We start from the raw sequence: 13,782 nt of genomic DNA on the forward strand, positions 1-13,782 counted from the left end.
CCTTTCTTTGGCTCTCGTCCAAGATTCAACGCACCTTCCAACGCTCGTTCAAACGCCCGCCGGCTAATCGCCCGTTATCGATCTTCGACGGAGGCGCAGTCCGATGAAAAAGACCCTGATCCTTCTCTATGCGACGCTCGGCTATCTGATCGGGATGGCGTCGATTGCCTATATGGTCGGCTTTATCGCGAATATCGGCGTTCCCAAGGCGATCGGGGACGGGCCGGCGGGATCGCCCTGGACCGCTGCGCTGACCGATGCGGGATTGCTCTGGCTGTTCGGCCTGCATCACTCGATCACGGCCCGCACCTCGTTCAAGCGCTGGTGGACGAAATTCGTTCCCGCCTCCATCGAACGCGCCACCTATGTCTATATGACCGCCGGCCTGATCGCGCCGCTCGTGCTCCTGTGGGAACCGATCCCGGCCACCATCTGGAACGTCCAGTGGCTCCCGGGGCAGATCGCCATCTGGGCACTCTATCTCGGTTGCTGGGGAATGATGCTCGCCGCAACCTTTCATTTCGGCCATTTCCGCTTTCTCGGCATCGCCCAGGCCTGGGAGCGTTTCCGCAACACGCGGCCGCCCGAAGGCCGCTTCAGCGCGCGCTATCTCTACGCGGTCGTCCGCCACCCGATCAGCCTCGGCTGGATTACGGCGCCGCTCCTTGTGCCGCATCTGAGCGCCGGCCATCTCGTTTTCTCGCTGGCGGCCCTCGTCTACGTCCTGATCGCGACACCCTTCGAGGAAGCCGATCTGATCGAGGAACTGGGCGACGTCTATCGCCATTATCGGCGGCGCGTTCCGACCTTCTTGCCGCGGTTCTAGACGGGGACGTGGCGCGCCTCAGCTTACGATCTGATAGCCGCTGGCCAGCGCGAACAGGGTGGCCGTCGCCGCGCCGAGATGGGGCACGGTCCGCGGCGCCGTGAAATGGGTGGGCGGCGCCATGTCCATCCGGCGCACGCGAATGAGCGCCACATTCACAAGGGCGAAGACGATCAGCAGGAACATCGCGGTGAACTGCGCGAGCGTGGCAAGCGGCAGCAGCACGGCGGCCGCGAACACGCCGCCGATCACGAGGAGCGTCGCGGCGATCGGCGTCCGGGTTCTAGGATGCACGCGGCCGAACCAAGGCGCGATCAGCCGCTGGCGCGACAGGCCGAACAGCACCCGCGAGGCCATCACGACCTGGACCAGCGCGCCGTTCAGCACCGCCAGCATCGCGACATAGCTCATCCACCGGCTCGGCGCATCGGTGAGCTGCGAGAGGATCAGGGTCATCGGCTCGGTGCTGCGCGCCAGCTCGGTCGTCGATGTGCTGCCGATCGCGACGACCGCCAGTGCGATATAGATCAGCGCCGTCAGCAGCAGCGCCAGCAGGATCGCGATCGGCAGCGTCCGGCGCGGGCGCTTCACTTCCTCGGCGATGTTGACCATGTCCTCGAAGCCGATGAACGCATAGAAGGCGAGCACCGCCCCGGCGACGACGCCCGCGACCTCGGCCGAACCGAACGCAGGAGGCGCGTCCGGCAGATCGATCCCCTGGACCACGCCCAGCGCGATGACGAATAGTATCGCGCCGACCTCGACGATCGTGATCGCGGCGATCGCCAGGACCGACTGTCCGATCCCCCAGCTCGCGAGTCCGCCGATCAGAAGGGCGAGGCCGAGATAGGCGTGCCAGGGCTCGAAACTCACCAGGCCACCGGCATAGCCCGCGAAACCCCGGAACATCACGCCCGACGAGACTATCCCCGAAGCGATGATGAGCAGGCCGACGAGCAGCGCGATCCGCCGCTCGGCGAAGGCGGCCGAGACATAGGCCGCCTCGCCCGCCGATTGCGGATAGCGCGCGGCGAGTTCGGCGAAACTGGCCGCGGTCAGCGCCGCGATCAGCGAGGCCAGCAGGAAGGAGAGCGGCGCGAAGAGCCCCGCCGCCGCCGCGACCTCCCCGATCAGCGCATAAATGCCCGCGCCGATCATCGTCCCGACGCCGTACAGGACGAGCAGCGGACCGGTGACGCTGCGCCGGAGGGCTAGGGGTGCGGGGTCGGCCGGGGAACTGGGCATTACGGCCATCCCATAGCCCGAACCGGCTAGGGCTCAAAATCGGCCCGCCCGGGTACGGCGCACAAAAAAGGGCCGGAGGATCGCTCCTCCGGCCCTTCTTTTCGTGTGGCTGGCGCCCGGGCTTAGAAGCCCATGCCGCCGCCCATGCCGCCCATGTCGGGCATGGCCGGAGCAGCCGCAGCCTTGTCTTCCGGAAGCTCGGCCACCGTCGCTTCGGTGGTGATGAGCAGACCGGCGACCGACGCCGCATCCTGCAGCGCGGCGCGCACGACCTTGGTCGGGTCGATCACGCCGGCCTTGACCAGATCCTCATAGACATCGGTCTGGGCGTTGAAGCCGAGCTTGGCGTCCTTGCCGTCGAGCAGTTTGCCCGAAACGACCGCGCCGTCATGGCCGGCATTTTCGGCGATCTGACGGACCGGCGCGTAGAGCGCCTTGCGGACGATATCGACGCCGCGGGTCTGGTCGTCATTTTCGCCTTCCAGGCCGTTCAATGCCTTGGTGGCATAGAGCAGCGCGGTTCCGCCGCCCGGGACGATGCCTTCTTCGACCGCGGCGCGGGTGGCGTGGAGCGCGTCGTCGACACGGTCCTTGCGTTCCTTCACCTCGACTTCGGTGGCACCGCCGACCTTGATCACGGCCACGCCGCCGGCGAGCTTGGCGAGACGCTCCTGGAGCTTCTCGCGGTCATAGTCGCTGGTCGTGGTTTCGATCTGCTGACGGATCGCATCGACGCGACCGGCAATCGCCTTCTTCTGGCCCGCACCGTCGACGATGGTCGTGTTGTCCTTGTCGATGGTGACGCGCTTGGCTTCGCCGAGCATGCCGAGCGTGACCGATTCCAGCTTGATGCCGAGATCTTCGGAGATCATCTCGCCCTTGGTCAGGATCGCGATGTCTTCGAGCATCGCCTTGCGGCGATCGCCGAAGCCCGGCGCCTTGACCGCGGCAACCTTGAGGCCGCCGCGCAGCTTGTTGACCACCAGGGTCGCGAGCGCTTCGCCTTCGATGTCTTCCGCGATGATCAGCAGCGGACGGCCCGACTGGACGACCGATTCGAGGATCGGCAGCATGTCCTGCAGGCTCGACAGCTTCTTCTCGTGGATCAGGATGTACGGGTTTTCGAGCTCGACATTCATCTTGTCCGGATTGGTGACGAAATAGGGGCTCAGATAGCCGCGGTCGAACTGCATGCCTTCGACGACATCGAGTTCGAATTCGAGGCCCTTGGCCTCTTCCACGGTGATCACGCCTTCCTTGCCGACCTTGTCCATGGCTTCGGCGATCTTCTCGCCGACTTCGCGGTCGCCATTGGCCGAAATCACGCCGACCTGGGCGACTTCGTCCGAGCTCTTGACGTTCTTCGAACGCTTCTGGATGTCCTCGACGACCTTGCCGACGGCGAGATCGATGCCGCGCTTCAGGTCCATCGGGTTCATGCCGGCGGCGACCGACTTCATGCCTTCCTTGACGATCGCCTGGGCGAGAACCGTCGCGGTCGTCGTGCCGTCACCGGCGATGTCGTTGGTCTTCGAAGCGACTTCGCGGACCATCTGCGCGCCCATATTCTCGAACTTGTCCTTGAGTTCGATTTCCTTGGCGACGGTGACGCCGTCCTTGGTGATGCGCGGCGCGCCGAAGCTCTTGTCGAGTACCACGTTGCGGCCCTTGGGACCGAGCGTGACCTTCACCGCGTCGGCGAGAATGTCCACGCCCTTCATGATGCGCTCGCGCGCGTCGCGTCCGAATTTTACGTCTTTACCTGCCATGATAGCTTACCTCTGTTTGGTTCGTGTTCGCGAAAGAAAAAGCTTTCGATACTCAGGCAACGATGCCGAGAATGTCGCTTTCCTTCATGATGATCAGCTCTTCGCCGTCGAGCTTGACTTCGGTGCCCGACCATTTGCCGAACAGGATCCGGTCGCCCTTCTTGACGTCCAGCGGAGTGACCTTGCCGTCGTCGGCCTTGAGGCCCGAACCGGCGGCGACGACTTCGCCTTCCTGTGGCTTTTCCTGGGCGCTATCCGGAATGATGATGCCACCGGCGGTCTTGGCGTCGGCCTCTACGCGGCGGACAAGCACGCGATCGTGCAGCGGACGAAATCCCATTGTAATTCCTTTCCTCAATTCCCAATTTCGAAGACGATGACGAGACGGTTCCCCGTGAAGCGCCCGCCCGATCGCCCGATCATGCAAAAACAAATTTTAGCACTCCCTAAGCGCGAGTGCTAACAGAAGCGCATTTAGGCCCTCTGCCCCGGCTTTCAAGGAAAAAGCGCAAAATTCGGAAATTTTCCGGATGCCGGGTGTAACCGCCCCGGCGCTCCGCGCGAACCGGCCGGTGAACAGCCGGGTTCATGTCATGAATATATCGCTTATCCCTCGATTGGCACAATTCCGAAAAGCTTGCAGGCTGCCCCCGAGCAAGCGTTCAGGAACCGTGCGCGCGAAAGATGCCTCCCCGCGCGGACGGGCGATCGAGGGCCGGGGAACCGTCCGGCGGCCGCAGTCCAAGGGTCGCATTGTGTCGGATGGTTCCCCACCCCTTTTCGACCGGCGGGCGGAGACCGGGCTGCACAGCGCCGATTTGCGTGCTAGATCGGTGCCGTGGTTGCAGACGACGAGACATTGTCGCGCCTCATGGCGCTCGCCCAGACCGGCGACAAGGGCGCCTATCGCACCCTGCTCGGCGAGTGCGAGACCTGGCTCAAACGCTATTATGCCCGCAAGATCGGGCCGCACGTCCTGGATGATCTCGTGCAGGACACCCTGATCTCGCTCCACCGCAAGCGTGCATCCTATGATCCGTCCCGGGCGTTCCTGCCCTGGCTGGCGGCGATCGCGCGCTATCGCTGGATCGACCATCTGCGCAAAGCCTATCGCGCGAAAGAGGTGGAGCTGAACGAGGAACTGGCCGCCGATCCTTCGGATCCGGCCGTCGCGGCGAAGATCGGGCTCGAGCGGCTGATGGGGCTGATCCCCGAAAAGCAGGCGCTGGCGATCAAGCTCGTCAAGATCGAGGGGCTGACGATTGCCGAGGCCTCGCAGAAAACCGGCCAGTCGGAATCGCTGGTAAAAGTGAATATTCATCGCGGCATGAAACGCATGGCCGCGGCGATCGAGGAAGAATGAGATAATGTCGACGGGTTTCGATCTGGACAGCCTTGCCGAGGAGCTGACGCCGGTAAAGCCGCTCAATGCAGCCGGCGCCATCGGCGGCATGGTCTTTCTGACCGCGCTGGGCGGCGTGTTCGTCGTCTCGACGCTCGGCTTCCGCAGCCATTTCGGTTCGTCGGCGACCGATACGATGTTCCTGATCCGCTCCGGCCTGCTGATCCTGCTCGGGGCGGCCAGCCTCAGCGCGGCGACGGGCATGGCGCGCCCCGCCGTCGGCACGAGCCGCAGCGGCTGGCGCTGGGCGGGCGCCGCTGCGCTGATCGTCCCGATTTCCGCCGCCATCGCGGCGCTGGTCAGCCGTACGCCCGTCGCCGAGCGCCTCCATCCGGCCAATGGCGTGGAGTGCCTGACCTATTCGATCGGCATCGGGCTCGTCCTCGGCGCGGTGCTGACCTGGTGGCTCAGGCGCGGCGCGCCGACCTCGCCCGAACGCGCGGGTACCGTCACCGGCCTTGCCGCGGGCAGCCTCGGCGCGCTCGCCTATTCGATGCATTGCCCGCATAACGACATCGTCTATATCGGGCTGTGGTACACGCTCGCCATCGCCGCGACGACGCTGGCTGGCAGGCTCATCGTCCCGCGCCTCGTGCGGTGGTAGGTGTCCGACCCCATATTGGGATCAGTTGAGGCCGGTGAGAGCGTCATTGCGAGGAGCCGGAGGCGACGCGGCAATCCAGAGCTGCAGGCGAGAACGATTACAGCTCTGGATTGCTTCGCTGCGCTCGCAATGACGGTGTGGCCGTTTCTCAGCTGCTCCGCTTAGTGGAAACGCCACGCCTGTCCGCAGAACCGTGTTTGTTTCCAGGCGCCCGCATCCCTAAATAGCATCCATAGAAATATTGAGGAGCATGTGATGCGGCTGTTGCGCGGTGCCTGGAAGGTTTTGGTGGGGATCAAGGACGCGCTCGTCCTGCTGCTCCTCTTGCTCTTTTTCGGGCTGCTATACGCGCTGCTCACGGCGAGCCCCAATCCGGTCGTGCCCGGTGAAGGCGCGCTGCATCTCAATCTCGAAGGCGTGGTCGTCGAACAGCCCGAAGAGGTCAGTCCGTTCGCACTGCTGACCGGCGGCGAACCGGTCCGCCAGCACCGCCTGCGCGATATCGTCCAGGCGCTGGAAACCGCCGCGACCGACGAGCGCGTCACCGCCGTCGCGCTCGATCTCGACGGGTTTCTCGGCGGCGGCCAGACGGCCATCGCCCGCGTCGCCGACGCGATCCAGACGGTGCGCGACGCCGACAAGCCGGTGATCGCCTATGCGACCGGCTATGGCGACGATGCCTATGCGCTCGCCGCCCATGCGAGCGAAATCTGGGTCCATCCGATGGGCGGGGCGCTGATCCTCGGCCCGGGCGGCAACCGTCTCTATTATGGCGAAATGCTCGAGAATATCGGCGTGAACGTGAACGTCTTCCGCGTCGGCGAATTCAAGTCCGCGGTCGAACCCTTCAGCGAGTCCGAACAGTCCCCCGAGGCGCGCGAGGCCAGCCAGGCGCTCGCCGACACGCTATTCGAAGCCTATCGCGAGGATGTCGCCCGGGCGCGGCCGCAGGCCGATCTCGATGCAATCATCGCAACACCCGCCGATCTCGTCGAAGCCGCGAACAATGATCTCGCCACCGCCGCGCGCGACGCCGGAATGGTCGACCGGATCGGCAGCCGGGTGGACTGGCAGGCGCGGGTTGCCGAAATCTCCGGCGAGGACGAGAAGACCGGCTTCGAGGCCATCCGCCTCGCCAACTGGATCGCCGCCAATCCGCGGCGCGGCGGCGGCACCAATATCGGCGTCGTGACCGTTGGCGGCCCGATCGTCGACGGCGAAGCGCCTCCGGGCACGGCGGGCGGCGAAACGATCGCCGAACTGCTGCGCGAAGCCTCGCAGAATCACGATTTCTCCGCGCTCGTGCTGCGCGTCGATTCGCCCGGCGGATCGGCGCTCGCCTCCGAACGCATCCGCCGCGCGGTACTGACCTTTGCCGAAGAGGAAGGCGATGTTCCGGTTATCGTCTCGATGGGCGATCTCGCCGCATCGGGCGGCTATTGGGTCGCGACGGCGGGCGACCATATCATGGCCGAACCCGGCACGATCACCGGCTCGATCGGCGTATTCGGCCTCATTCCGAGCTTCGAAGGGACGCTCGATCAGCTCGATATCGGCGCCGACGGCGTGACGACGACGCCGCTATCCGGCGAACCCGATATCTTCGGCGGGCTTTCCCCCGAAGCGCAACGCCTGTTCCAGTCCGGTGTCGAGGATATCTACCGCCGCTTCCTGAGCCTGGTCAGCGACAATCGCGACATGCCGGTCGAGCGGATCGCCGAGATCGCCGAGGGCCGCGTATGGGCCGGCGGCACCGCGCGCCAGCTAGGCCTGGTCGACGCCTTCGGCAATCTCGACGACGCCGTCGCCGAAGCCGCGCGGCGCGCCGAAGTGGACGCCGACAATGTCCGCATCTTGTGGATCGAGCAACCGCCCAATCCTTTCGCCGAATTCATCCGCAACTGGACGCGCGAGGAAGATGCCGAACAGAGCGCCGCCCCACGCGACATCTGGACGACCCTCGCCCCCGATCCGCGCGCGATAATGGCGACGGTGACGGCGGAGATGCAGCTGCTGCTGAACGGCCCGGCGATGCAACTCAGGTGTCTGGAATGCCCGGTGGAAGTGCCGCCGGGACGGGCGAGCGGCGGGGAAGAGGCGACCGTGCGGGCCATGTTGCTGGGGTGGTTGCGGAGCTAACCGCCCCGATATACGGGCAGCGCCAAGCCTTTCCAGATCGCCAGCGCCCGGAGCGCGAAACCCGCCAGGGCCGAGACGCCCGCTGCGACCGGCAGCATCACGCCCGCTGCGCTCAGCCCGACGAACAGCGCCGCGGCCAGCGCGGCGGCGGTCACGTACAGCTCGGGCCGCAATATGATCGAGGGCTCACCGGCGAGCACATCGCGGATGATGCCGCCGAGGCAGGCCGTGAAGATACCCATCATCACGGCGGCGACGGGCGGGACGCCGAAGCTCAGAGCTTTCGCAGCGCCGAACACGGCATAGGCGGCCATGCCGACCGCATCGAGCCAGTCCAATGCCTTGCCGCGCCAGAGCCGCGCGGGCGTCACCCAGATCAGCAGCGCGATGACGAGGCAGGCGATCAGCGGGCGCGTATCCACGATCCAGAAAACCGGCGCGCCGATCAGCAGGTCCCGTACGGTGCCGCCGCCGACGCCAGTCGCCAACGCGAAAAAGGCGAAGGTGACGAGCGTCTGCTTCGCCCGCGCCGCCGCGACCGCGCCCGTCGCCGCAAACAGGCCGATCCCGGCAAGATCGAGCGCGGAAAGCACGGGGCCGATGGGGAAGTCGATCGGGGTCATCGCTCGCCTTTAACCACCAACGTTCCTCTCGTCATGCTGAACTTGTTTCAGCATCCACTCATCATCCCGGTACGCAGGTGCCGATTGAAAAGTGGACCCTGAAACAAGTTCAGGGTGACGGCAGGCTTTCTAACCGGCTTTTCGTTTCCGCAAATAGCGCCATGGCAGCACGACGAGGCCGAGCACCACCATCAGCAGCGCCAGCGCCGCCGAGACGATGAGGATCGGATGGCTGGTATCCTCGCGCTGCTGCAGGTCCATGATGTGCAGCCCCCACATGAAGTCGAAGGCGCGCCAGAACCGGGTGCGGACGGCGAGGACATCGCCGGTTTCGGCGTCCACATAGACATGGTGGCTGTCGCCGAACCGCGCCTGCCAGGCGGGGCGGCCCCGGCGCAGGTCCATCGGATTGGCGTCGGCCGCGAAGCGCTGCATCCGGGCGAGCGGTTTATCGCCGGCATAGGCGGCTTCGGCGATCCGCGCGGCCTCGGCGCTGGTCAGTTGCGGGGCGAGCCAGGCGCCGTTTTCCGGAGAGGCGCGCCGGCCGCCGCCATCGCTGTAGCGGATGATCCATTGCGCGCCGCCGGGGCGCTGGACCAGCTCGACGCGATCGACCGACCGGATACTGCTGTCGATACGCGGGAAAACCGGCGGGCTGGCAGGCAGCGCGACGGCCGGAGTTACGGCGCGCAGATGCGTGCCGCGCACTTCCTCGATGGGACGCGCGACCATGAACAGGCCGGATATCGTCCAGAGCAGCAGCGGCACTCCGGCCAGCCAGCCGAGCCAGATATGCCATTTGGTCAGGGTCGGGCGCATGATCCGCTCTCCAACATCCGTTTGCCCTGAACCAGTCGAAGGGCTGTTCTTCCCTCAACCGGTTAGAAGGAAGAACAGGGCTTCGACAAGCTCAGCCCGAGCGGATTGGATGATATCTACGCACGGAGCCTAAATATGGATCGGCTTGCCCTGCACCGCCATCGCCGCTTCCTTCAGCGCCTCGGCATGGGTCGGATGCGCGTGGCAGGTATAGGCGATATCCTCGCTCGTCGCGCCGAATTCCATGGCCTGGGCCGCCTGGGCGATCATCGTTCCGGCGAGCGAGGCGATGATATGGACGCCGAGCACCCGGTCGGTCTCGGCATCCGCGATCACCTTCACGAAGCCGTCGGTATCGCGGTTGGTCTTGGCGCGACTGTTCGCCATCATCGGGAACTTGCCGGCCTTGACTGTATAACCCTTGTCCTTGGCTTCCTCGGCCGTCAGGCCAACGCCTGCGATCTCGGGCATTGTATAGACGACCGACGGAATGACATCGTGATTCACGATGCCGACCTGGCCCGCGATATTCTCGGCGACCGCGATCCCCTCATCCTCCGCCTTGTGGGCGAGCATCAGGCCGGGAACGACATCGCCGATCGCCCAGACGCCGGGGACGCTCGTGCGGAATTCATGATCGATATCGATCTGGCCGCGATTGTTGACCTGGAGGCCGATCGCATCGAGGCCGAGCCCTTCGGTGTTCGGCCGCCGCCCGATCGAAACGAGCACGCAATCCGCCTCGATGATCTCCGCCTGTCCTGAGCTTGTCGAAGGGCCGCCGTTCGCGGGCTCGACCGTCAGCTTGACCTTCGTCTTGAGCGTCTCGGCGCCGGTCACCTTGGTGCCGGTGCGGATATCGAAACCCTGCTTCTTGAAGATCTTGGCCGCTTCCTTGCGGATATCGCCGTCCATACCGGGCAGGATCTGGTCGAGGAATTCGACGACGGTGACCTGCGCGCCGAGCCGCCGCCAGACCGAGCCGAGCTCGAGGCCGATCACTCCGCCGCCGATGACGACCATCTTTTTCGGCACCTTGGGCAAGGCCAGCCCGCCCGTGGAGTCGACGATCTGGTGCTTGGCATTGTCGATCTCGACGCCGGGAAGCGGCGTGACCGAGGAGCCGGTCGCGATGACGATATCCTTCGCGGTAACGCTCTTGCCGCCGACCTCGACGGTGTTTTCGCCAGTGAATTTTGCATGGCCCTTGAGCCAGTCGATCTTGTTCTTCTTGAACAGGAATTCGATGCCGCCGGTCAGTTCGCCGACCGCCTTGTCCTTCTCCGCATGCATCTGATCGAGATCGAGCTTCGCGCCCGACAGCTTGATCCCGAACTTTTCGAGCGCGCCCTCATGCGCTTCCTCGAAGAGCTCGGACGCATGCAGCATCGCCTTGGACGGGATGCAGCCGACATTGAGGCAGGTTCCGCCCAGCGTCTCGCGGCTTTCCGCGCAGGCCGTTTTCAGCCCGAGCTGCGCCGCCCGGATCGCTGCGACATAACCGCCCGGTCCGGAACCGATCACCAGCACGTCATAGTCGAATTCGGCCACTGTTTTTCTCACTAAACTGTTTGGCGGGAACTGCCCCGGACACATAGCTTCGATCGTCCACAAAACAACCCATTGCATCACGCACGCCGGTATGTATAAGCGCTTATATGAAAACCCCGCCTATCGGTCTCGGCACGCAATTGCGCCGCCTGCTCGCGCTGCTCGATACAGGGGTCCAGCGCACCTATGACGAACACCGCGTGCCCTTCCAGCCGCGCTTCTATCCGATTGCGCGACGGCTGCTCTCGGGCGGCCCGGCCTCGGTCGGAGAGATTGCCAAGGATGTCGGCGTGAGCCAGCCGGCGATCACCCAGTCACTCGACCGGATGCAGGCGTCCGGACTGATAAAGCCGGAGCCGTCCGCCGATCATCGCGCACGCCGGGTCGGGCTCACCGAGCAGGGCGTCGCGCTGGCCGTCCAGCTGAAGGAAATCTGGGCCGCGACGCACGAGGCCGCCGACGCGCTCGACCGCGAACTGCCGAACGCCCTGTCGGAAACCATCGATCGGGCGATTGCGCGACTGGAAGCGCGGAGCTTCGACGAGCGGATCGCAGCAGCATTCGAGGAGAAGAGGAAATGAAGATCAGGATCCCGCTTATCGCGGCGGCGCTGGCGCTCGCCATATGGCCCGCGCAGGCGGAACCGCTGACGATCGACGACCGCGCGACGATTATCGAGGCGACGGCCGATCTCCTCGAAAACCGCTATGTCGATGCGGAACGCGGGCGCGAACTCGCCGGGCTGCTGCGCGGAAACCCGGCGCGCTGGGAGGGCATATCCGATCCCGCGCTGTTCGCCCGCACCATCACGCAATGGCTTCGGACCCGGTCGGGCGACGGCCATCTGGGGCTGTCCTACAGCGCGGAGCCGATCATCGCGGGAGACGAAACGGGGTTTTCGGCGGCCGAGATGGAGCGATGGTACGGCGCGCATCTCAATCACGGCGTCGAGCGGATCGAGCGGTGGGACGACAATATCATGCTGCTCGAACTGCGCGTCTTTCCGCCGCCCGGCATGGCGGGCGATGTGATCGCCGCCGCGATGACCGTGGTTGCGCAAGCGGATGCGCTTATCCTCGACCTCCGGCGCAACGGCGGCGGCGCGGAAACGTCGAACCTGATACTCGGCTATCTGCTCGACGAGGGGCAACAGCCGCTCAGCGGCACCTATGACCGGCCGACCGACACCCACAGCGCGAACACATCGCCATCCTGGGTGCCGGGCCGCCGGTTCGGCGGAACCAAGCCGCTCTATATCCTGACCTCCCGGCGGACCTTTTCGGCCGCCGAGGCGGTCGCGTATAATCTGCAGGCGCTGGGCCGCGCGGTTATTATCGGCGAGACGACAGGCGGCGGCGCGCATCCGTTCGAATATCGCCGGGTCCACGACCATTTCGCGCTCGACCTGCCGGAAGGCCGTTCGATCAACCCGATCACGGGAACCAACTGGCAGGGAGTCGGCGTAACGCCCGATATCGAGGTCGCGGCGGACGCCGCACTCGAGCGCGCGCTGGAACTGGCGCGCGCCGAGATCGCTACAGGTCGATAAGCAGCCGCATCGGATCTTCGAGCGCTTCCTTCATGCGGACGAGCGCGGTCACCGCCTCGCGGCCGTCGATCAGGCGGTGATCGTAGGAGAGCGCGAGATACATCATCGGCCGCGCGGCGATCGAGCCGTCGGGCAGGACGACGGGCCGCTGCTCGATCCGGTGCATGCCGAGCACGGCGGACTGCGGCGGGTTGATGATCGGGGTCGAGAGCAGCGATCCGAACACGCCGCCGTTGGAGATGGTGAAGGTACCACCGCGCATCTCGTCCATCGAAAGCGTGCCGTCCTTCGCCCGCTGGCCGAAATCGGCGATCGTCGTCTCGATCTCGGCAAAGCTCATGCTTTCGGCATTGCGGATGACCGGAACGACAAGGCCGTTGGGCGCGGAGACGGCGACCGAGACATCGACATAGTCGCGATAGACGATCTCGTCGCCGTCGATCTGGGCGTTGACCGAGGGGACATCGCGCAACGCGAGGCAAGCCGCCTTCACGAAGAAACCCATGAAGCCGAGCCGGATGCCATGCTTCTTCTCGAAGAGGTCCTTGTACTGTTTCCGCGCATCCATCACGGCCGTCATGTCGACATCGTTGAAGGTCGTCAGCAGTGCGGCGGTATCCTGCGCCTCCTTGAGCCGCTTGGCGATCGTCTGGCGCAGGCGGGTCATCCGCACACGCTCTTCGTTGCGCTCTCCGGCGGCAGCGGGCGCGGATTTCGCAGCGGCAGGCGCCGGTTCGGTCCGCTCCAGGCTCGGCTCGCGCGCTTCGGCCTTGTCGGCCTTGGCGGCGGCGAGCACATCGTCCTTGGTCAGCCGGCCGTCCTTGCCCGTCCCCTTGATTCTGGACGGGTCGACGCCATGCTCGAGCACCAGCCGGCGCACGGCGGGCGACAGGGTGAGCGGCGGACCGTTGGGATCGGCTTCCTGCGATTTCTTTTCGGCGGGCGCGGATTCCTGCTTGGCCGGCGCCGGGGCCGGGGCCGCCTTTTCCTCCGTCTTTTTCGGCGCAGCGCCGCCCTTGCTGTCGCCGATCCGCGCGATCACGGCGCCGACTTCGATCGTGTCGCCGACACCGACAAGATGCTCTTCCAAGGTTCCCGCCACCGGCGAGGGCACTTCCACCGCAACCTTGTCGGTTTCGAGGCTGGCGATCGGCTCGTCGCGGCCGACGGCATCGCCCGGCTGTTTCAGCCATTCGCCAAGCGTCGCTTCGGTAATCGATTCCCCCAGCGTGGGCACTTCAACATCGGTTGCCAT

Annotated in this window: 13 protein-coding genes; 6 read left to right on the forward strand and 7 right to left on the reverse strand. The window is 65.4% G+C overall.

What is annotated here, in order from left to right:
* Nucleotides 1-103 precede the first annotated feature (103 nt).
* A complete protein-coding gene (locus HFP57_RS08740) occupies nucleotides 104-826 on the forward strand; it encodes a methyltransferase family protein (protein ID WP_176869413.1) in 723 nt (240 codons plus the stop codon).
* A gap of 18 nt (nucleotides 827-844) precedes the next feature.
* Here the strand turns inward: HFP57_RS08740 and HFP57_RS08745 are convergent, their stop codons facing one another.
* The 3 genes from HFP57_RS08745 to groES all read right to left on the reverse strand — a co-directional run bounded on the left by HFP57_RS08745 (nucleotide 845) and on the right by groES (nucleotide 4,180).
* On the reverse strand, nucleotides 845-2,071 hold the full coding sequence (locus tag HFP57_RS08745) for an APC family permease (protein ID WP_176869414.1): 1,227 nt from the start codon (nucleotides 2,069-2,071) through the stop codon (nucleotides 845-847).
* Nucleotides 2,072-2,193: 122 nt separating this feature from the next.
* Nucleotides 2,194-3,840 (reverse strand): chaperonin GroEL, encoded by a 1,647-nt coding sequence (gene groL, locus HFP57_RS08750; protein WP_176869415.1) that lies wholly within the window; start codon nucleotides 3,838-3,840, stop codon nucleotides 2,194-2,196.
* A 52-nt stretch (nucleotides 3,841-3,892) separates the two neighbouring features.
* Nucleotides 3,893-4,180, reverse strand: coding sequence for a co-chaperone GroES (gene groES / locus HFP57_RS08755; protein ID WP_176869416.1), 288 nt, complete (start codon nucleotides 4,178-4,180; stop codon nucleotides 3,893-3,895).
* Between the two features lie 498 nt (nucleotides 4,181-4,678).
* Here groES and HFP57_RS08760 point away from each other — a divergent pair, with 498 nt between their 5' ends.
* From HFP57_RS08760 to sppA, 3 genes are all read left to right on the forward strand, one after another.
* On the forward strand, nucleotides 4,679-5,203 hold the full coding sequence (locus tag HFP57_RS08760; protein WP_176869417.1) for a sigma-70 family RNA polymerase sigma factor: 525 nt from the start codon (nucleotides 4,679-4,681) through the stop codon (nucleotides 5,201-5,203).
* A gap of 4 nt (nucleotides 5,204-5,207) precedes the next feature.
* A complete protein-coding gene (locus HFP57_RS08765) occupies nucleotides 5,208-5,846 on the forward strand; it encodes an NrsF family protein (protein ID WP_176869418.1) in 639 nt (212 codons plus the stop codon).
* Between the two features lie 255 nt (nucleotides 5,847-6,101).
* Nucleotides 6,102-7,985, forward strand: a complete 1,884-nt coding sequence (sppA, locus tag HFP57_RS08770; RefSeq protein ID WP_176869419.1) for a signal peptide peptidase SppA — start codon at nucleotides 6,102-6,104, stop codon at nucleotides 7,983-7,985.
* Here the strand turns inward: sppA and HFP57_RS08775 are convergent.
* The 3 genes from HFP57_RS08775 to lpdA form a co-directional block, all read right to left on the reverse strand.
* Nucleotides 7,982-8,608, reverse strand: a complete 627-nt coding sequence (locus HFP57_RS08775; RefSeq protein WP_176869420.1) for a trimeric intracellular cation channel family protein — start codon at nucleotides 8,606-8,608, stop codon at nucleotides 7,982-7,984. The genes sppA and HFP57_RS08775 overlap by 4 nt on opposite strands.
* A 129-nt stretch (nucleotides 8,609-8,737) precedes the next feature.
* Nucleotides 8,738-9,427: a PepSY domain-containing protein gene (locus tag HFP57_RS08780; protein ID WP_176869421.1), complete on the reverse strand. Its 690-nt coding sequence runs from the start codon at nucleotides 9,425-9,427 to the stop codon at nucleotides 8,738-8,740.
* Between the two features lie 129 nt (nucleotides 9,428-9,556).
* Nucleotides 9,557-10,978, reverse strand: a complete 1,422-nt coding sequence (lpdA, locus tag HFP57_RS08785) for a dihydrolipoyl dehydrogenase (RefSeq protein WP_176869422.1) — start codon at nucleotides 10,976-10,978, stop codon at nucleotides 9,557-9,559.
* Nucleotides 10,979-11,085: 107 nt separating this feature from the next.
* Here lpdA and HFP57_RS08790 point away from each other — a divergent pair, with 107 nt between their 5' ends.
* Both HFP57_RS08790 and HFP57_RS08795 read left to right on the forward strand, forming a co-directional pair.
* Nucleotides 11,086-11,559, forward strand: coding sequence for a MarR family winged helix-turn-helix transcriptional regulator (locus HFP57_RS08790; RefSeq protein ID WP_176869423.1), 474 nt, complete (start codon nucleotides 11,086-11,088; stop codon nucleotides 11,557-11,559).
* The gene (locus tag HFP57_RS08795) at nucleotides 11,556-12,527 is read left to right on the forward strand and encodes a S41 family peptidase (protein WP_176869424.1); all 972 of its coding nucleotides are present in this window, start codon (nucleotides 11,556-11,558) and stop codon (nucleotides 12,525-12,527) included. Before HFP57_RS08790 ends, HFP57_RS08795 begins: the two co-directional genes overlap by 4 nt.
* Here the strand turns inward: HFP57_RS08795 and odhB are convergent.
* A complete protein-coding gene (gene odhB / locus HFP57_RS08800; protein ID WP_176869425.1) occupies nucleotides 12,514-13,782 on the reverse strand; it encodes a 2-oxoglutarate dehydrogenase complex dihydrolipoyllysine-residue succinyltransferase in 1,269 nt (422 codons plus the stop codon). The genes HFP57_RS08795 and odhB overlap by 14 nt on opposite strands.

The sequence above is a fragment of the Parasphingopyxis algicola genome (assembly GCF_013378075.1).
Classification (GTDB): Bacteria; Pseudomonadota; Alphaproteobacteria; order Sphingomonadales; family Sphingomonadaceae; genus Parasphingopyxis; species Parasphingopyxis algicola.

Excerpts from the sequence above, each read along its gene's own strand:
- HFP57_RS08745 (WP_176869414.1), bottom strand. The coding sequence starts at position 2,071 with ATGCCCAGTTCCCCGGCCGACCCCGCACCCCTAGCCCTCCGGCGCAGC.
- HFP57_RS08765 (WP_176869418.1), top strand. The coding sequence starts at position 5,208 with ATGTCGACGGGTTTCGATCTGGACAGCCTTGCCGAGGAGCTGACGCCG.
- HFP57_RS08775 (WP_176869420.1), bottom strand. The coding sequence starts at position 8,608 with ATGACCCCGATCGACTTCCCCATCGGCCCCGTGCTTTCCGCGCTCGAT.
- HFP57_RS08795 (WP_176869424.1), top strand. The coding sequence starts at position 11,556 with ATGAAGATCAGGATCCCGCTTATCGCGGCGGCGCTGGCGCTCGCCATA.
- odhB (WP_176869425.1), bottom strand. The coding sequence starts at position 13,782 with ATGGCAACCGATGTTGAAGTGCCCACGCTGGGGGAATCGATTACCGAA.
- HFP57_RS08740 (WP_176869413.1), top strand. The coding sequence starts at position 104 with ATGAAAAAGACCCTGATCCTTCTCTATGCGACGCTCGGCTATCTGATC.
- groES (WP_176869416.1), bottom strand. The coding sequence starts at position 4,180 with ATGGGATTTCGTCCGCTGCACGATCGCGTGCTTGTCCGCCGCGTAGAG.
- HFP57_RS08780 (WP_176869421.1), bottom strand. The coding sequence starts at position 9,427 with ATGCGCCCGACCCTGACCAAATGGCATATCTGGCTCGGCTGGCTGGCC.
- HFP57_RS08790 (WP_176869423.1), top strand. The coding sequence starts at position 11,086 with ATGAAAACCCCGCCTATCGGTCTCGGCACGCAATTGCGCCGCCTGCTC.
- groL (WP_176869415.1), bottom strand. The coding sequence starts at position 3,840 with ATGGCAGGTAAAGACGTAAAATTCGGACGCGACGCGCGCGAGCGCATC.
- sppA (WP_176869419.1), top strand. The coding sequence starts at position 6,102 with ATGCGGCTGTTGCGCGGTGCCTGGAAGGTTTTGGTGGGGATCAAGGAC.